Genomic DNA, 19,207 nt, shown 5'->3' with positions numbered 1-19,207 from the left:
AAGACGGGCGATTATCCGCCGACTATGCCGCCCCCGGCCGCTTGAAACAACGCCACCGTATCGGAGAGCCGGGCTGCACGTGCCTGCACCGCCTGCGATCGCGCCTGCGCGTCGGTCGCGGTCGCGTTGAGCAAGGCGGGCGTACCGACGTCGCCAAGCGCCAGCTGACGCCGCACGAAGCCGAGGGCGCGACCCGACGCATCGGTCGCGCGCGTCGCGGAGTCGAGCGCATCGGCATCGGTTCGCAACCCGGTCAGCGCATCGGCCACGTCGCCGAACGCATCGAGCACCGCCGCCCGATACTGCGCCTTCGCCCCCTCCAGCGCCGCCTCGGCAGCACGCTGTTGATGACGAAGCGCGCCCGCATGAAAGATCGGCTGCGTAATGCCGCCGATCAGCGTCCAGAACGGGTTGCCGCTCTTGAACATGTCGCCGAACCGTTCCGACGTTCCGCCCGCCGATCCGCTGAGCGAGATCGCGGGCAGACGCGCGGCAATCGCGGTGCCGACATCGGCCCCTGCCCCTTCGAGCTGCGCGCGTGCCGCCAGCACATCGGGGCGACGCGCGACGAGATCGGAGGGTACGACCAGCGGCAGGTCGCGCGGCAAGGTCAGCGAGGCGAGCGTGGGCAGCGGCGGCAGGTCCGATCCCGCCGAGCGTCCGATCAACGTGCCGATCACCACGCGCTGATGCGCTTCGGCGCGGACGAGCGGGGGCAGCGCACCCTCGGCAGTCGCCAGTGCCGCCTGTTGCGTCGAGACGTCGGCGGCACCGACTGCGCCGAGTTGCTGGCGCTTGACCAACGTCTGCAGGATGTCGCGATTGACCGCGATGCCGGTCTGGGCCGCGACGATCTGATCGGCGAGCGAGGCGCACTGGATCACCGCCTCGACCAGATTGGCGATCACCGTCGTTTTCGCCGCCCCGAGCCGTTGGCGCTGCGTTTCGGTCGCGGCGCGCGCGGAGCGGATCTTCGAGCGGGTGCCGCCGAACAAGTCGGGCGCATAGCTTACCGTCACCTGCGCGGTATGCAGCGTATAGAGCTGCTGGTTCTGGTCCGCGACCGCGGGCGACAGCGCGTTCGAGATTCGCGTGCGCTCCGCCTGATAGTTCACGTCGGCCTGCGGCAGCGCCGAGCCCGCCGTGGCGGAACCCTGCTCGCGGTACTGGCGCAGCGTCGCCTCGGCCACGGCGATATCGGTCGCATGCGACTGCGCCTCGCTCACCAGCGTGTCGAGCTGCGCGCTGCCGAAGGTCCGCCACCACTCCGCCGGCACTGCCGCGAGCGTAGTAGCCTGCGCCGCGCCGCTTGACGGTGCGAAGGTCTGTGCGGCGGGGGTAGGCGGCAGGCTGGCATGCGCGTCGAGATTGCGCGGACCCATCGTGCAGGCGCTGGTGGCGCCCGCAAGCAGGAGAATGGCGAGACGCTTCATGCCGTGGCCTCCGTATGGCCGTCAGTATTGGGATGATGGCCGACGTCGCGCCCGTGTGCACCGCGGTCCTCCGGCGGCACGCGCTTCGAGAACCGCGCGATGAGCACCGGCAACACCAGCAGGATCAGGATCGGCGCGAGCGTCATACCCCCGACCACGACCAGCGCGAGCGGTTTCTGTACCTGGCTGCCGATCCCACTCGACAGCGCGGCGGGGAGCAGGCCGATCGCCGCCACCAGGCACGTCATCACCACCGGACGCAGGCTGTGCCGCACCGTCGTGGCCAACGCATTCTCGCGCGCGAACCCCTCGTCGACCGCGTGATTATAGGTCGTGACCACCAGGATGCCGTCCATCACCGCGATCCCGAACAGCGCGACGAAGCCGATCGCCGACGAGATGCTGAACGCGGTCCCGGTCAGCGCAAGTGCCAACACGCCGCCGATGATCGCCATCGGGATCGCCGAAAAGGCCAGCAGGCTGTCGCGGATCGAGCCGAAGTTCGCATACAGCAGCAGCAGGATCACCAGCAGGCTGATCGGTACCACCACTTCCAATCGCGCGACCGCGTTGTTGAGGTTGTCGAGCTCGCCCGCCCATTCGAGATGATAGCCCGACGGCAGGTGCACGGTCTGGCCGATCCGCGCATGCGCCTCGTCGACCGCACCGCCGAGATCGCGGCCGCGGACCGAGAACTTGATCGGGATGTAGCGCTCCTGATGCTCGCGGTAGATGAACGAGGCACCCGTCGTGAGCTTGACGTCGGCGACCTCGGACAGCGGCACCTGGATCGTGCCTGCGCCGTCAGGCGACGGCGCGCCGATGGTGATGCGGCGGATCGCGTCGATCGTATCGCGCTGTTCGGGTTTCAGGCGGACGACGATCGGGAAGTGGCGATCGGTGCCCTTCTCGTACAAATCGACGTTCGACTGCCCGCCGATCGCCGCGGCGACGGTCGCGTTGATGTCGTCGGGGGTCAGGCCGTAGCGTGAGGCACGCGCGCGATCGACGTCGATCCGCACGGTCGGCTGGCCGAGTGACTGAAACACGCCCAAGTCTTCGATTCCGCGGACCTTGCCCATCTGCGCCTTGATCTGGTTGGCATATTTCTCGAGCGTCGTCAGGTCGGGGCCGAACAGCTTGATCGAGTTCGCGCCCTTCACGCCCGACGCCGCCTCCTCGACGTTATCCTCGATGATCTGCGAGAACGAGAAGTCGACGCCGGGGTATTTGGCGCTGAGCCGCTTCGACAGTTCCTCGGTCAGCGTTTCCTTGGTGACGCCGCTCGGCCATGTGTCGAACGGCTTCAGTGGCACGAAGAACTCGGCATTGAAGAACCCGGTGGAGTCGGTCCCGTCGTCGGGGCGGCCATGCGCGGACAGCACTGCCTGCACCTCGGGATATTGCGTCAGGATGCGGCGGACGCCGTTGACGACCGGCTGCCCCGCCTCGAGGCTGACCGACGCGGGCAGCGTCGCGCGGATATACATGTTGCCCTCTTCGAGATGCGGCAGGAACTCGATCCCGAGCGACCGCACGCCCACCAGGGCGACCGCCATCAACAGCAGCGCGCCACCGATCGCGACGACCCGGTTGCCGAGCGCGAACGCCGCCGCCGGCTCGTAGACGCGGCGCAGCTTGCCGACGATCCACGTCTCGACCTCCGACAATTTGTCGGGCAGCAGCATCGTCGCCAGCACCGGCGCGACCGTGAAGGTCGCGATCAGGCCGCCGGTGATCGCATAGGCATAGGTCTTCGCCATCGGCCCGAAGATATGGCCCTCGACGCCGGTGAGCGTGAACAGCGGCAGGAAGCTGGCGATGATGATCGCGGCGGCGAAGAAGATCCCGCGGCTGACCTCCGAGCTGGCGCCGAGCACCGCCGAGAAGCGGTTGGCGAGCGTGTAGTGCCCCTTGCCGCTTTCGACGTGCGCGGATCGTTCGACCATGTGGCGGAAGATGTTCTCCACCATGATCACACAGGCATCGACCACGAGCCCGAAATCGAGCGCGCCCACCGAGAGCAGGTTCGCGCTTTCCCCCTGCAACACCAGGATAAGGATCGCGAAGGCGAGCGCGAACGGGATCGTCGCCGAGACGATGATCGCGCTGCGCAGATTGCCGAGGAATATCCACTGGAGCGCGAAGATCAGCAGGATGCCGACCACCATGTTCTCGAGCACGGTGTGGATCGTCAGGTGGATCAGGTCGGAGCGATCGTAGATCCGGTCGAGATGGACACCCGGCGGCAGGATACCCGACGCGTTGATGTCGGACACTTCCTTCTGCACGGCGAGGATCGTCGGCATCGACTGCGCGCCACGCTGCATCAGGACGATGCCCTGGACGATGTCGTCCTGGTCGTTGTAGCCGGCGATGCCGAGCCGCGGCGCGTTGCCGATGCGGACGTGCGCGACGTCCTTCAGCAACACGGGCTGGCCGCCGCCGGTGCCGACGAGCACGTTCTCGATACCGCCGACCGACTGGATCAGGCCGATGCCGCGGACGATCGCCGCCTGCGCACCGAAGTTGATCGTCTGGCCGCCGACATTGCCGTCGCTCTTGGCAAGCGCCGCCAGCACCTGCGACACGGTCACGTTGTGCGCGGCGAGGCGATCATTGTCGATCACCACGTCGTAGGTGCGCAGCTTGCCGCCCCAGCCGGTGACGTCGATCACGCCCGGGATCCGTTTGAACCGGCGCTGGAGGACCCAGTCCTGCAACGTCTTGAGGTCCATCACCGAATAGCCCTTCGGCGCGGTGATCTTGTAGCGGAAGATCTCGCCGACCGGGCTGGTCGGGGACAGCGTCGGCTGTGCGCCACCCTGGAGCGGCGGGAGCTGCGACAGGCGGTTGATGACCTGTTGCTTCGCCTGATCGTTGGTCAGGTCGTAGCTGAACTGGATCTTGATGTCCGACAGCCCGAACAGCGAGATCGCGCGGATCGCGGTCAGATGCGGGATGCCCGCCATGCCGACCTCGATCGGGATGGTGACGTTGCGCTCCATCTCCTCGGCCGACAGACCCTGGGTCTGGGTGATGATCTCGACCATCGGCGGGACCGGGTCGGGATACGCCTCGATGTTGAGATTGTAGAAGCCGACGCCTCCCGCCACCAGCATGGCGACGAAGATGCCGACGATCAGCAGCCGCTGGCGCAGCGCGAATTCGACGATCCGGTTCATTCGCCGAGACCGGCTTCGTTGACGAACAGCGCGCCCGCGGTGACGATCCGCTCACCGGACTTGAGGCCCGCGGTGATCGTGACCTTGCCGTCCTGCTCCTCGCCCGCGGTAACTTTCCGCGCGACCAGCAGGCCGTCGGGCCGGACCACCCACACGCGCGCATCGTCGCCTTCGTGGATCACGGCCGCCGCAGGTACCAGTAATGCGTCGCCGCTGTGCGGGCGCTGGATCGAGAAGCTGGCGAACATCTGCGGTTTCAGCGTCCCGTCCGGGTTGGCGATGGTCGCACGCACCGGCAGGCGGTGGCTCTGCGGATCGAGCGCGGCGCCGACCAGATCGATCGTCGCGTGGAAGCTGCGCCCCGGCAGCGCGGGCGTTGTCACCGTGACGCTGTCGCCGAGATGCACTGCGCTCGCATCGCCCTCGGCGAGCTGCGCGATCAGCCAGACGCGCGACGGATCGGTGATCGTCATCACCGGCTTGTCGCCGCCCTGCGACAGATACTGCCCCGCCGATACGTCGCGCGACGCGATCAGACCGGAGATCGGCGCATGCAGCGTGGTCACGTCGTGGATGCCCGAGACTTCGCCGACATTCTCCAGGCGCGAGATCTCGCCCTGCGACTTGCCGAGGATCGCCAGCTTGTCGCGGGCGGCACCGAGCGAGGCGGCGGCCGTGCGCGCAGTCGCCTGCGCGACGGCGAGATCGGTCTTGGCCTGCTGATAATCCTTCAGTGCGCCGCCCGCCGTCTCGTAGATCTGCCGCTGGCGATCCGCGGTACGCTCCGCGGTGGCGAGTTGTGCCTGCGCGTTCTGTGCAGCGGCGCGCGCTGCGAACAGTCCGCTGCGTGCATCGACGAAATCGCTCGTCTTCACCAGCATCAGCGGCTGGCCTTGCGTCACGCGTTGCCCCGCATCCGCGAGCACGCGCACCACCTGCCCCGAATAGGGCATCAAAACCGGCGTACTGCGATCGCCATCGACCGTGATCGCGCCGCTCGCCAACGTCCGCGCATCGGATGCACCATAGCCGACGCGCATCGTCGTCAGCCCGGCCATCTGATCCTTGGTCGGCCGGAACGTGCCGGCAGGCGACACGGGTGCAGGCGCAGGCTCGTGATGCGTGAGCTTGCCGATCAGCACGACGATCAGCACCAGCCCGACGATCACGCCGGCCGCGATACCGAGCCAGCGCATCTGCGCGGAACGGGACAGCGAGCGTGTCGGGGGGAGCGTTTCGGGTGTCGTCGATGCGTGCATAATCAGCCCCTTGGGGATTAGACTGGAGCCGGTAGCGTCGCTGGCTTACAGCGCGCTTACGGATGCTGCACTGCACCGAAACAGGCGCGACACGGGCACCGGACAGGGGGGAGATCGATGCGGATATTGCTGATCGAGGACGACCGCGCGCTCGCCGACGCCCTGACGGCCGCATTGTGTCCGCGCGGCCTGTCGGTCGATCTGGCCCGCAGCGCCGACGAAGCCGACGCCTATCTGCAACAAGCCGATTATGCCGCAATCCTGCTCGACCTTGGCCTGCCGGACGAGGATGGACTGGCGCTACTCCACCGGATGCGCGCGCGAGGCGATACCCGCCCGGTGCTGATCCTCACCGCACGCGGCACGATCGACGCACGGATCCGCGGTTTGAACGAAGGCGCCGACGACTATCTGGTCAAGCCGTTCGACGTGGACGAATTGCACGCCCGTCTGCTCGCAGTGCTGCGCCGCCAGGGTGGGTATCTGGGCCGGTCGCTGACGTGCGGACGGCTGACGTTCGATCTCGAAATCCGTGTCGCGCATGTCGAAGGCGCGACGATCGCGCTATCGGTGCGCGAGACCGAGTTGCTCGAACTGCTGCTGCGACGCGCGGGCAACGTCGTGCCCAAGCGGATCGCCGAGGATCATCTGTTCGGGCTTGGCGGGGACCTCGGCTCGAATGCGGTCGAGGTTTATGTCCACCGGCTGCGGAAGAAGCTCGACGAGGCGGCGAGCGGCACGCTGATCGAGACGGTGCGCGGCGTCGGCTACATCATCGTCGCCAAGCCATGAGCCTGCGCCTGCCTCGATCGCTGCCCCGCTCGCTTCTCGGCCAGTTCATCGCGCTCCACATCGTCACCGCGCTGGCGGCGACGATCGCCCTGTCGCTCGGTGTCGCGATGCTGCTCCACAGCACCGCCGACCATTACCAGCGGCGGCTGCTCCGCCAACAGGCCGCGATCGTCGCAAGCGCCTTGCCAGCGTCGACCGCCCTGCGCAGCGATGCCTTGACCGACGGCATGGCGGTCGCGCTCGTCGACCGTAATCGCGTGGTAATCATGGCCAAGGGGCCCGCCCGTCCACAGATCATCGCGGCGGTACCGATGGACCACGGCGCGCATTTCTTCCGCCGCGGCGCGATCGAGGCGTACAGCGTGCCGGCCGCCGGGGGGCGCTGGATCGTAGCGTCGCAGGACGGCGCGGCACCCGAGGTCATTACCGACGATATCGTCAGCGCCTTCCTCAAACGCTTCGCGCTCCTGGTGCTGCCGATCGCCGCGCTGGTGCCGCTGATCGGCGCGCTGCTGACCCGACGCCTGACCCGGCGCATGAAAGCGGTATCGGCCACAGCCGCGGCGATCGGTCCACGGACCTTGGGGACGCGGTTGCCGCGGGGAACGCTGCCCTCCGAAGTGGAACCATTGGCCGCGGCCACCAACGAGGCGCTCGATCGCCTCGAACAGGGCTTCAAGGCACAGACCGCGTTCGCCGCGGACGTGGCGCACGAGCTTCGCACGCCGCTGGCGATCATCAGGCTGCGCGCCGATGCGATCGACGACGATTCGATCAGAGCCGGCATCCTCGTCTCGGTCGATCGCGCGGCGCGGGTCGTCGGCCAGCTTCTCGCGCTGGCCGATCTTGAACGCCCGATCGAGGACAGCGGCGAACCGCTCGATCTGGCTGCACTGGCCATCGCCGTCGTAACCGACCGCGCCCCCGCGATCATCGCCGGCGGCCGCAGCATCGCGCTGGACGATCGCTGGACGGGTAATCCGGCCAGCGTGTTCGGCTATCCCGGCGCGGTCACGCTCGCGCTCGAGAACCTCGTCGACAACGCCGCGCGTCATACGCCGATCGGCACGACCATCACCGTGCGTGTCGGACCGGATCGGTGCCTGTGCGTGTCGGACGACGGCGACGGCGTGCCGCCCGAGCATCTCGCGCGGTTGAAGGACCGGTTCTGGCGCGCGGATGGTGCTCGCGCGGAAGGCTCGGGCATCGGTCTTTCGATCGTCGACCGGGTCGCACGTGCGCACCTCGGCGTATTCGAAATTTCGCCCGGACATTGTGGCAAAGGGCTTAGTTTCGCGATGATTTTCGATCGACCGGGCTTGCCGAAAGACGCCGATGCCTGACCGGTACGCGGTAAGCGCTGCCGGTGCCTATCGTGCCGCCGCCGCCAATTCATGACGTGCGATATCGATAGTTTCCTCGCGGTGATTGTCGCTACCGACGACCGGGATGCGTCGCCCCCCGGTCGTCGAGCGCCAGGTCGGCGACACGATCCACGATGGAACCGTGTCGCCGCAGGTCTCAGAAGCTCTTGCGGATCCCTCCGAAGAAGCCCCGGCGCGCGCCATATTGCGGGGCGCCGACCCCGACGCCCGATCCGTCGCGCAGCAGATAGGTATTGTCGGCGATGTTGGTGACGTTGAAGCTGATCGCGACGCCCTTCAGCACGCCCGGCCCATCGATGTTCTGCGTGATGCCGAAATCTGCCGTGAAGTACGACGGCAGCTTACCGCCATTGGGCACGATCCCGGCAGGGTCGTCGGCGCGCAGGCCGTCGCCGTAGAGCATCGTCACCGACGGGACGAGCTTGCCGAGACCATCCTGGATCGACACGCTGCCGCCCGCCGAGCCGGTCCAGCGCTGCGAATGGTCGGTGAAGATATAGTGGTTGGCGATGTAGGCGATTTCGTCGGGCTGGAAGAAATACTGGCTCGAGACGATGTTCCGGCCCTTCTCCTGCCCGCGCGCGACGTTGGCATACAGGTCGAGCGGCCCCTTGGTGTAGCTCGCCGTGACCTCGGTCCCCCACGCATAGCCCTTGGCGTAGTTGAACGGCGACAGCACCAGCGACGGCCCGAACTGGCCCTCGTCGAGCAGGTTGCGCTTGATCTTGTAATAGGCGTCGACCCCGAGCTTGAAGGCCGAGCCGAAGGTGTGCTGGACCCCGCCGTCGAAATAATGCTCGCGTTCGGCGCGCACCGGGTCCGCCGTCGTGATCGCAGTCGCCTTGGTCGTGCCGGTGAACAGCGCGAGCGTCGGCGACGCGATCAGCTCCTGCGGTGGCGGCGTGAAGTTGCGCGCATAGCCGACATGGAACACGGTGCTGCTGTCCGCCTTCCACACCAGATTGGCGCGCGGGCTCAGCTGCTGCTCGTCGGAATAGGCGCGAACCGCATCGAACCGCGCGCCATAGTTGAGCGTCAGCGTCGGGCTCAGCGACCATTCGTCCTGCAGATACACGCCGTAGAGCTGCCCCGTCCGGCCGCCGCGATCGTTGATCGTCAGCGGTACGTCCGACGTTTGCGCTCCGGAATCGTCGACCGTGAAGACCCGCGAAGTGACGTTCGATCGCGTCCGCTCGTTCTGGAAGAACAGGCCGAAGCGCAGGGTATGGCTATCGGACAGCTTGTAGCTGCCGTCTGCCTGCACGCCCGCCGTCAGGCTCGACAGACGCGACGTGTCCGCAACCCCCGCAAGGATCAGGTCGCCACCCTGCGGATCGGGGGTGAACCGGGTCTGCGAATAGCGGATGAACGGCGCGATCTGGAAATTGAATGCATCACCGGCATATTGATAGGCTAGCACGCCGTAATGCGTGATCTCGCGCTGGTTCTGGTCGAGCTTGGCGGAGTCATACGTCGACTGGCCGTTCAGCGTATAGGCCGGCGCCTGCCCCGGATTGTTGGGGATCTGGAAATACCCGATCGACGTGCCGCCGAACGCGGTCAGCCGGCTCGTCTCGGACAGAATGTCGGAGACGTAGCCGAACCCGCGGTACTGGCGTGTATGATCGTGGATCGCATCGCGCGAGGCGGTCGGGTTCTCGACGCCGAGGTCGTTCTCGAGATAGCTGCCCGACGCAAAATAATTGAGCCCGCCGCTCGATCCGTGGACACTGGCGGTCGGCTGGACCGTACCGCGGCTGCCGCCGTAAAAGCCGAGATCGCCGCCATTCTCGAACGCCCCGTTCTCAGTCTTCAGATCGATCACGCCCGAGGTCCGATAACCATATTGCGCGGGCAGCGTGCCCGTCAGCAGGTCGATCGACTTGGCGATGTGCGGATCGAACGTCGAGCCGAAGCCCGAGATGCTCTCCGGCACGATCACGCCGTTCAACCGGTATTGGAGATTGGCGTGCTCGTTGCGGACGTGGATCGCGCCGTAGCTGTCGAGCGTCACGCCGGGGGCCTGGAGGAGGACCTGCGCCAGGCTGCGGTTGAGACCGCCCGGCTGGCGCTCGAGAAGCGCACGGTCGAGCGTATAATCGCTCGACCCAAGCGAGGGAAGGATCGCGTCGCGCGCGGCATCGAGCCGCCGCGCGGTCACGACGATATCGCCGCCGGCAGCCGGCGCAGGAGTCGCAGCGGCAGGCGCAACCGGGGTATCGGCCTGTGGTGCTGCGGTCGTGTCGGCGGACGCGGTCTGTGCCGACACGCTGGCGGGAACGAGCAGGGCGAAAGGTGCAGCCGTGGCCACGCCCAGCATGAGAAGATGTCGCATTTTTGAAGAGCTCCAAGAACCTAGAGCGACGGATCGCGCTTACGCGACGCCGACGCAGTACGGACCGGCGTTCGTCGACGCCGCACCCGCGAAAATAGTGTCAGGCTTGGAGGGGGAGCGGTGGCGCGCGGCTGCGCCAGGCGTGCGAGCGCACGTTGCGGACGGATACCGATTGCAACAACGCGGCGAGCCAGATCTTGCTGGTCGCGGGGGTGAGAACAACTGTGTCTTCGGGCAGAAGGAAGGCGTCGGCGTGCGCCAGCTCCCAGCATAACGGGCAATCCGACTCGTCCTGCTGCGTCGAGCCGTCATCGGCTGCACCGGTGATAGCCTGCGCCCCGGCGGCGTGGACGATCGGCGCCGTGTTCCGGTGCACATGCGTATGCGCCTGGACGACGAGACCCTGGACGAGAACCGCGAACAGCGCCGCGATAAGCATGGCGATGCGGAACATGCGGCTGTTCGCCTGCCGAAGCCCCGTACCCTCAGGCCGCTGCCCGATCTCGCATCCGCCCGCCGTCACGGTCAGTGCTTACGTGTGATGTTGTAGTGTAACATTCAAGCGGCCCGTATACGCCAATCCGGTGGTCCGCAAGCGCGCTCGCGGATCTGGATTGTCGGGCCCCGTAAACCGATGTTGCGTTGCGGTACAGGATCGATGCGGCGGGGTGCGATCCGCTTGGTCCGGCGGATCATGATTGGAGCCCGGCAGTCTTCCTCCATGCCTGAAATGGAGGAAGGAACAACAGGATTTCGCGCCGTTCCGACTCTGCCCGCCTTACCCGACCTGCCCGACCAGCCGCTCGTTCATCAGCGTCTCGAAAGCCGCCAGCGTACAGAGCCCGCGAACCCCGCGCGCGGAACAGCCGACGATTGGCATCACGCTGCGATACGGTTTCGCCGCACCACCCAAAGGCGTGAGGTTGCGAATTTGATCGAGCGTCTGCGAGCGATAGATCGCGCGGACGTAGAGCTTTCCCTGTTGGTCGGCGAGCCGCTCGAACAGGATCGCGCCGCCCGGCGAAGGATCGTCTGCGGCCAGCCCCGGCACGCGCCAGTGCAGGTCGAGCAGACCACCCAGATTGGCGATATTGGTGTCATGACCTGACAGCATAGTGATCGCCGGCGCATCCTTGCGCGGATCGCTGATCGCCTGACGCATCAAGGCGCCGATCCCCGACAATCCACGCGCCGCAACATATTGCGGTCTGGCGACCAGGCGGAATTCGACCGCATGCAGTTCAGACGCGCGGTCGATATCGGCGGCGGTGGCACGCCCCCAGCCGACCTCGCGCATCGGCTTGCCGTCCGCATATTCGAGCAACAGGATCTGCGCGACGGTCGACGCGCGGTCGAGCGCCCCGGCGAGCTTCGGCCGTGCGCCGGACTTGAGTGGCGCCAGCGTCGACGGCTCGCGGGTAACGCCGCACGCAGATTTCGCCGCGCCGCACAGGATCGCATCGATCCGCGACAACACGGGCCGCAGGCGACGCTCCTCGCCCGCGATACCGGCGGGGCCGATGTCGTCGAGCACCGCCGCGCGCGCCTGCGCCGCATCGAACGGCACCGCGCCTTCGTCGATCGGCGAGAAGATCGGGTCGGCGACATCCTGCGGGCGGTGCGCGATATCGAGCGTACACCCGGGCGCGAGCGCGGTGCCCCAGGTTTGGGCGGTCGCGATCGTCCGCTGGTCGCTGTCCGCGATGATCCGCATCGTGCCACATCCGGTCCGCGAGAGCACACCGTCTGCGATGAAGGCGGCGCGATCGGCGGCCGCCAACAGGCGCAATGCGTCGGCGCCGTGCGGGGTCAGATAGCCCGGCTCGACCGGCCATGCGGGCCACGCTTCGGCAGCGGTACCCGCGGGCATCGGCGGCGACTTGGTCGGTGGCCGGACACCGTGGCGCATCAGCATCACGACCCGATCGACATGCAACCCCGCCGGCACCGCCGCCTGCGCAAACGCGGCAGATCCGGTCGAGGCGAGCAGGACCGCGGCGGCGGATAGGATTGATCGCATGGCAGAATCCTAGAAGTGGAGTTGCGCGCCCCAGCGGACCGACATGTCGTAGCGCTCGCGCTCGACCAGTAACGCCTTGCTGCCGATATAGCGACGCCACGGCGCATCGGTCAGGTTGGTCGCGCTCGCGAAGAAGGTGAGTTCCGGCGAGACTTGATAACTTGCGTTGACGTCGAGCTGGCCGTTATTGTCGGTATATTGGTCGAGCGCGGCTGTCGCGCCCAGCGTGTCGAGATACGCCGAGCGGTACGAATAGGCCGCGCGCACCGCGAACCCGTATTTCTCGTAGAAGATCTGCGCGGTGCCGACATGCTTCGACTGCTGGAACAGCGGGATGTCGCCGGTCCGCGACGGCGTGCCGAGGATCGTGCCGTTGCCGTTGCCCCAGATCCGCGTGTAGTTCGCCGCCACGCCGAACCCGTCGAGCGGCGACGGCAGGAAGGTGAAGCGCGTCTGCAGATTGGCCTCGATACCGTAGACCTTGGCCTTGTCGATATTGAGCGGCGTCGTGACGGTCGCGTTGGTCAGCGCCTGCCCTGCGAACGTCCCGGTCTGGCCGAGCAGCGACTGCGCATAGATCGGATCGTCGAGCTTCTTGTAGAAGCCGCCCAGCGAGATCAGCCCCTGCCCCGGCAGATAATATTCGACCGCACCGTCGAAATTAAGCGCCTTGTACGGCTTCAGGTTCGGATTGCCCTGAGACACCGAATTGGGATTGGTCGTCTGGTCGACCGATACATAGGGGGCGAGCTGCGCATAGTTCGGCCGGCCGATCGCGGTCGTCACAGCACCGCGTACGACGAGCGCGTCGGTCAGGTCATACCGCGCATTGAGGCCCGGAAACACGTCGGTGTATTGCTTCGATCCGAAGCTGTTATAGCCCGAGGTCAGCGACGAGGTGGCGGTGATCAGCTTGGCCTGGCTACGGTCGCGGGTCTGTTCGACGCGGACGCCAGGCACCAGCGTCAGCTTGTCGAACTTCAGCGTCGCCATCGCGTAACCCGCGATGATCCGCTCCTTCACGTCGTAATCGTTCGCTAGGCTGTTGGCGATCGACCCCGCTGTGTTGAGCGTCACCGTACCGGGGTTGGCGGCGAGGTACGTTTGCGCAGCGGCGTAATCGATCCGCGGACCGAAGGTGTAGTCGCTCCCGTAGAAGCTGGTGTCGCCGAGATACGAGACGTTGGCGAGCGTGAACGTCCGCCCGCTGGTCAGCCCATAGGTGACGTAGTCGCGGTTGTTGGTCTTGTGCCGGTCGAGATATTTCGCGCCGATCTTGACCACCGAGTCGGACCCGATCCCCAGCGGAATCGCATAGTCGATCCGGCCCTGCGCCAGCTTCTCGACGGCGAGGCGCTGGTCGTAGTTCACGCTGTTGAGCGCATAGGCGGTCTGTGCCAGCGTCGTCGTCGGCACGAAAGTGTAGGGCGTATCGGCGACGTCGTAATCGACCGTCAGCGCAGTACCCCCGGTCCGAAAATTATATTCGGAGCGGAGCGGGTCGCGCTTCTCCGCGCGTGCATAGCCCCCCGTCAGCGAGAGATGGCCGGGCCCAAAATCGAACTCGCCCCCGCCCTGCACCGACTTGGTGTTATCCTTCTCCTCGCGCCGCCGGACGCGGACGCTGCCGCGCCCGCGGAACCGGCCGGTGGTGGCGGTCTGGTTGGAGAAAGCGGACTCGTTGTCGATGATGAACTGGTCGCGGGTTTCGTTGTCGTCGAACGCCGAATACGTCCCGCGCAGGAAAAACTTGGTCGTATCGCTCGGCCGCCAGTCGAGATTGAGCACAGCACCCTTGCGCGTCCGCGTCAGGTTATAGTCGCGCAGCCCATACTGGTCGGGCACGACGAACCCGTTCGCCGCCACCGGCACGCGCCAGTTGGTCGAGCCTTGGAAATTCTCGGACTCGATCGGCCGCTTGGAATAGTTGACCGACAGGACCGCGCCGAACTGGTGGTCGGGGCCGAACAGCCCGCCGACCTGGATGTCGCCCTCATACGGATGCTTCCCGTTGAGCCGCGACCAACCATAAGCGGCGCGCGCGTCGGCGAAATAGGGCTTGTTCCGATCGAACGCCGACAGCGTCCGGACATCGACCGACCCGCCGATCGCGTTGGCATCCTGATCCGCGGTCAGCGACTTGGTGACGACCACCGCGCTGATGAGCGCCGAGGGAATGTCGTCGAGCTTGACCTGCCGACCCTCCGGCTCGGGCGCGGGCAAGGTCATGCCGTTCAATGTGACGTTGACGAGATCCGGGTTGATCCCGCGAACGATGACGTAACGCCCCTCGCCCTGATCGTTGGCGACCGACACGCCCGGCAGCCGGCGGACCGCTTCGGCGACGTTCTGATCGGGCAGCTTGCCGACATCGTTCGCGAACACTGCCTCGACGAAATTGTTCGCGGTCCGCTTTTCCTCGATCGCCTTGCGTTCGCCGGCGCGCGTGCCGGTCACGACGATGTCGTCGGGGGCAGTGTCCTGCTTGGGAGCTGCCGGGGGCGCAACCGGGGCAGTCTGCGCCTGGAGCGGTCCCGTCAGGATCGCGCACAGCGACGCGCTCGCTGCCAGCGCAGCTTTCGAAAACCCGTTCATCTGCAATCGTCCCCGGCCCAATTGGGGATCGCCTACCGGTCACCTGCGACAGTTCCGCGACGATATCGTGACAGACCCAAGTCACCCCGCAGGGCTGCCCGTCGGTGATCTCCGACGGTTAGCTTGCAGCGCAACCAAGAGAAACTGCTCGTTCCCAAAAAGGCTCTATTTGTGCGTTGGTTAACACCATTTTGACTGTATCGTGCGAAGCAGGCGCCGCGAAACGAGGCCGAGATGACGATCACCAAGACTTCAAATTTCAACGAGGACGACGTTCGGGACCTTCGTCTGGCCTTCGACCCCGACGGAACCCTCGAAAGCGACCTGCGTGAAATCTGGGCGGTCATCAAGGACGGCGTCGATGAGGACGTACGCCGGTTCTGGCGGCCGTTCGCTGGCGACGCCACGCCGTACCATCTGAAGCAGGACCGGATCGACGACCTCGTTCGTCGCGACATCGACTACACCGAACTCAAATTCACCGGCGGCCTGAACCAGAAGCTGATCGGCAAGATGGTCCGCCGTGGCCGGGCGAGCAGCATGGACCGAGCGACGGAGATCGCCTTCTCCGCCGGTCTGCTTCGCAGCTATCACGCGCGTCATGCCCGTCTGTCGGCGGCGCTGACGGGCGAGCCGGCGACGCTGACCCGGCTGACGCATTCGCTCTATACACTCTATGCGCTCGAGACCTCGGTCCTGTTGAATGGCGCCTCGCTGCAAAGGGCCGACCAGGAGCTCGCCGACAGCGCCGAACATCGCAGCAAGCTGGAGGCGATCGACCGGTCGCAATGCTGGCTCGAGATGACGATCGACGGGACGATCGTGACCGCGAACCGGAACCTCCTGTCGCTCATGGGCTACACCATGAGCGAACTGGCGGGGCGTCATCACAGCATGTTATGCTCACCGGAAGACCGGGCGTCCCAGGATTATTTGGATTTGTGGGCCAACCTGCGTGCCGGACGGTTCGTGCAACGCGAATATCGCCGGCGGACCAAAGGCGGCGCCGACGTCCATTTGCAGGCAACCTACAATCCGATCTTCGATCAGCACGGTAGCGTGGTGAAAATCGTCAAATGGGCAACCGACGTGACTGCGATGCGCCAAGCGGAGCAGACGGAATCGGCACGCGCGCAGCAATTCCGTCAGGAGGCGGAAACGCGCCGCAAGGCTCACGAAGACACCTTGTCGAAGTTGGCGGAGATCGTCGACGATATCGGTGCGGTCACGCGGCAGACGTCGATGCTGGCGCTCAACGCCTCGATTGAGGCCGCGCGCGCCGGCGAGCGCGGCAAGAGCTTTGCGGTGGTGGCGAACGAAGTGAAAATGCTCTCGGGCCGGATCAAGGACGCGACGTCGACGGCGGCAAATGTTCTCACCTACGGCCAGCAATCGATCCGGCTCTGATCAAAGAAAAATCCGCCGATGTTAATCAAGGTTGCTGTGATTACACGGACATATTCGGGGATCCGCTTCGTTTTCGATTTGCCAAATCATGGCTGCGGAGAGCGAAACATGGCTGTTAAATTTGCAGGAACGATGAACGCGATCAATCGCGGACTCGACGCCACCAAGCCGACCAAGGGTGCCGACATGGTGGAGGACTGGGAGTCCGCGCTCGCCGAGATCGACACGCCGGGTGCCAAGGGAATCTTGCGGGACCTCGCCGCGTTGCGCAAGCAGCTCGAAAAGGGCGAGCCCGATGCCGATCGCATCCACGCACTGCTGCACCGTCTCGGTGCGGCGACCACCAAGATCGCCGACAAGGCCGACAAGTCGCAGGAGAAGCTGAAGGCGCTCGGCGAGGCACTGACCGAAGCCGGCGAAGATTCGCCCGACGAAGCCGAGGACGTCGAAGCCGCCGCGAGCCCCAAGCGCGCGCGCAAGAAGAGCTGACTTACAACTGGGCCGGTCCGCCGGCCTGGTATTATCGACGACGTAAAAAACCACGCCCGGGCAAGCCGAGCGTGGTTTTTTACTGTCTACCGAATGCCCAAATCGCGGCGCCGCTTCGACCCGAAAGATCGAAACGGCGCCTGGAACGATTACGCCAGCGTACGAACGTTGGGCTCGCGATCCCAGTAACGCTTCTTGGCCGCGTCGACGAACGCACCCAGCTCGACGACACCATCGTCTGCCTCAACCCCGGCCTTGTCGAGCAATGGCTTGGCCGCTGCGTTGTGGCCGATCGCCTTGAGATGCCCGAACGCATCCATGACCCACTGTACTGCCGCGCCTTCCTTGACGAGCTTCGCACAGGCATCCTTGCTCAGGATGACCGCGCACGCGTCGACCGTCACCGACGGCTGACCGAACAGCTGCGCATCCGCGGCGATCGACGATCCGTCCGACAGCGGGACCTTGCCGACCTTGGGCGCAATCGTCTTCGCCTGACCACCGGCCTTCTTGATCGCGTCCTTCAGCGCGTTCAGCTCTCCGGCATCGGTGCCGTCAGCGATCAGGATGCCGACCGTACGACCTTCCAGCGTATGCTTCTCCAGCGGGCCACGAATGATGCGCAGTGCCGGCGACAGGTCCATATCGAGGACCGGTGCCGCGGTCGGCGATGCCTCGGGCAGGTCCATGGCGAGGCCGGCAGCGACGCGCTTGGCCAGATCCTCGTCGACGTTGCGCAGGTTCGCCATCATCTGGATGCGGATGTGATCGAGCGAAACCTTCGACAGCTCGAACACGATCGCCGACGCGATATGTGCCTGCTCGGCCGGGTCCATCGAGCGGAAGAACAGCCGCGCCTGGCTGTAATGGTCCGCAAAACTCTCCGGACGGATCCGCAGCTTCTGACCTTCTTCGTCCGACGGAAAGGTCTTATAGCCCTTGTCCGGATCCTCGCGCGCACCGGCTTCCTCGCCCGCCTTGGCAAGGCTGTTCGGCTCGTAGTTGGCGCGGCCCTTGGGCACGGCCATCTGCATGTGACCGTCACGCTGCTGATTGTTGAACGGGCTGCCAGCCGCGGCAGCACGACCCTTCGCCGCGTTGATCGGAAGTTGGTGGAAGTTGACCGACCCGAGACGCGACAGCTGCGTGTCGGTGTAGCTGAACAACCGCCCCTGCAGCAGCGGATCGTTCGAGAAGCCGATACCGGGGACGACATGGCTCGGCACGAACGCAGCCTGCTCGGTCTCGGCGAAGAAATTGTCCGGATACCGGTCGAGCACCATCCGACCGACGATCTTCACCGGCAGGACTTCTTCCGGAATGATCTTGGTGGAATCGAGCACGTCGTATGGCTGGCTGTTGGCGAATTCCTCGTCGAACAGCTGGAGGCCCAGCTCCCACTCGGGATAATCGCCGCGCTCTATCCGCTCGAACAGGTCGCGACGCTGGAAGTCCGGATCGGCACCCGCGATCTTGACGGTCTCGTCCCAGATCGTCGACGCCAGCCCTGCCTTGGGCTTCCAATGGAACTTGACGAAGGTCGACTTGCCGTCCTTGTTGATCAGGCGGAAGGTGTGGACCCCAAAGCCTTCCATGTTCGCGAAGGTGCGCGGCAATGTGCGGTCCGACATCGCCCACATGATCATGTGGGTGGATTCGGGCATCAGGCTGATGAAATCCCAGAACGTGTCGTGCGCGGTCGCCGCCTGCGGATAGCCGCGATCGGCCTCCATCTTGGCGGCATGGATCAGGTCGGGGAACTTGATCGCATCCTGGATGAAAAACACCGGGATGTTATTGCCGACCAGATCCCAATTGCCTTCGCGCGTGTAGAACTTGACCGCGAAGCCGCGCACGTCGCGCGGTGTATCGATCGAGCCTGCGCCGCCGGCCACGGTCGAGAAGCGCGTGAACACCTCGGTACGCTGCCCCTTCTTCTGGAACATATCGGCGACGGTGATGTCCGACAGGCTTTCTGTGCACTCGAAATAGCCATGCGCTGCGCTGCCACGTGCGTGGACGATGCGCTCCGGAATACGCTCATGGTCGAAATGGTTGATCTTCTCGCGGTAGCTCTCGTCCTCGAGCAGGACGGGCCCGCGCGCGCCGACCTTGAGCTGGTTCTGGTTGTCGGAAATCGGCGTGCCGTGGTTGGTCGTCAGTACGGGATGATCGGCATCGGTGACCTGATGCGTCTCGCCGCCGGTCCCTGCGTTGAGATCTGAAAAGTCGGTCATGGGAATCCTCGTGTCATGCCGACGGGGAACGGTTCGGAGACGATAAAGGTTGCGCGTCCGCGCTACGCGA

At 65.6% G+C, this 19,207-nt stretch carries 12 protein-coding genes; 4 read left to right on the top strand and 8 right to left on the bottom strand.

Going from position 1 to position 19,207, the window contains the following annotated elements; genetic code table 11:
* Window positions 1-11: 11 nt before the first annotated feature.
* From C8J43_RS11670 to C8J43_RS11660, 3 genes are read right to left on the bottom strand one after another with little or no spacing between them, the layout of a single operon-like run.
* Window positions 12-1,433 (bottom strand): efflux transporter outer membrane subunit, encoded by a 1,422-nt coding sequence (locus tag C8J43_RS11670; protein WP_133031043.1) that lies wholly within the window; start codon window positions 1,431-1,433, stop codon window positions 12-14.
* On the bottom strand, window positions 1,430-4,618 hold the full coding sequence (locus tag C8J43_RS11665; protein ID WP_133031042.1) for a CusA/CzcA family heavy metal efflux RND transporter: 3,189 nt from the start codon (window positions 4,616-4,618) through the stop codon (window positions 1,430-1,432). Before C8J43_RS11665 ends, C8J43_RS11670 begins: the two co-directional genes overlap by 4 nt.
* Window positions 4,615-5,877, bottom strand: coding sequence for an efflux RND transporter periplasmic adaptor subunit (locus C8J43_RS11660; RefSeq protein WP_133031041.1), 1,263 nt, complete (start codon window positions 5,875-5,877; stop codon window positions 4,615-4,617). The genes C8J43_RS11665 and C8J43_RS11660 overlap by 4 nt, the downstream gene beginning before the upstream one ends.
* 117 nt (window positions 5,878-5,994) lie before the next feature.
* Here C8J43_RS11660 and C8J43_RS11655 point away from each other — a divergent pair, with 117 nt between their 5' ends.
* Together C8J43_RS11655 and C8J43_RS11650 are read left to right on the top strand one after the other, a co-directional pair.
* The gene (locus C8J43_RS11655; RefSeq protein WP_133031040.1) at window positions 5,995-6,669 is read left to right on the top strand and encodes a response regulator; all 675 of its coding nucleotides are present in this window, start codon (window positions 5,995-5,997) and stop codon (window positions 6,667-6,669) included.
* Window positions 6,666-8,012 (top strand): ATP-binding protein, encoded by a 1,347-nt coding sequence (locus tag C8J43_RS11650; protein WP_133031039.1) that lies wholly within the window; start codon window positions 6,666-6,668, stop codon window positions 8,010-8,012. Before C8J43_RS11655 ends, C8J43_RS11650 begins: the two co-directional genes overlap by 4 nt.
* Window positions 8,013-8,190: 178 nt before the next feature.
* Here the strand turns inward: C8J43_RS11650 and C8J43_RS11645 are convergent, their stop codons facing one another.
* The 4 genes from C8J43_RS11645 to C8J43_RS11630 form a co-directional block, all read right to left on the bottom strand.
* A complete protein-coding gene (locus C8J43_RS11645) occupies window positions 8,191-10,389 on the bottom strand; it encodes a TonB-dependent receptor (RefSeq protein WP_133031038.1) in 2,199 nt (732 codons plus the stop codon).
* A 100-nt stretch (window positions 10,390-10,489) separates the two neighbouring features.
* Window positions 10,490-10,843: a DUF2946 family protein gene (locus tag C8J43_RS11640; RefSeq protein WP_133031037.1), complete on the bottom strand. Its 354-nt coding sequence runs from the start codon at window positions 10,841-10,843 to the stop codon at window positions 10,490-10,492.
* 324 nt (window positions 10,844-11,167) lie between these two features.
* Window positions 11,168-12,409 carry a histidine-type phosphatase gene (locus C8J43_RS11635; protein WP_133031036.1) on the bottom strand — a complete coding sequence of 414 codons (1,242 nt, stop codon included), beginning with the start codon at window positions 12,407-12,409 and terminating at the stop codon, window positions 11,168-11,170.
* A gap of 9 nt (window positions 12,410-12,418) precedes the next feature.
* On the bottom strand, window positions 12,419-15,004 hold the full coding sequence (locus C8J43_RS11630; RefSeq protein WP_133031035.1) for a TonB-dependent receptor: 2,586 nt from the start codon (window positions 15,002-15,004) through the stop codon (window positions 12,419-12,421).
* Window positions 15,005-15,238: 234 nt separating this feature from the next.
* Between C8J43_RS11630 and C8J43_RS22550 the strand changes: the two genes are divergently transcribed.
* Together C8J43_RS22550 and C8J43_RS11620 are read left to right on the top strand one after the other, a co-directional pair.
* Window positions 15,239-16,411, top strand: coding sequence for a methyl-accepting chemotaxis protein (locus C8J43_RS22550; RefSeq protein WP_133031034.1), 1,173 nt, complete (start codon window positions 15,239-15,241; stop codon window positions 16,409-16,411).
* Between the two features lie 108 nt (window positions 16,412-16,519).
* A complete protein-coding gene (locus C8J43_RS11620) occupies window positions 16,520-16,900 on the top strand; it encodes a hypothetical protein (protein WP_243645550.1) in 381 nt (126 codons plus the stop codon).
* A 149-nt stretch (window positions 16,901-17,049) separates the two neighbouring features.
* On the opposite strand, the gene C8J43_RS11615 is transcribed toward C8J43_RS11620, so the two are convergent.
* Complete coding sequence (locus C8J43_RS11615) at window positions 17,050-19,137, bottom strand: catalase (RefSeq protein ID WP_133031033.1); 2,088 nt, start codon at window positions 19,135-19,137, stop codon at window positions 17,050-17,052.
* Window positions 19,138-19,207: the final 70 nt, after the last annotated feature.

Origin of the sequence: Sphingomonas sp. PP-CE-1G-424, assembly GCF_004341085.1 — a bacterium.
Taxonomy (GTDB): Bacteria; Pseudomonadota; Alphaproteobacteria; order Sphingomonadales; family Sphingomonadaceae; genus Sphingomonas.
The sequence above is the reverse complement of the archived record's forward strand: the minus strand, read 5'-3'. Positions and strand labels throughout refer to the sequence as shown.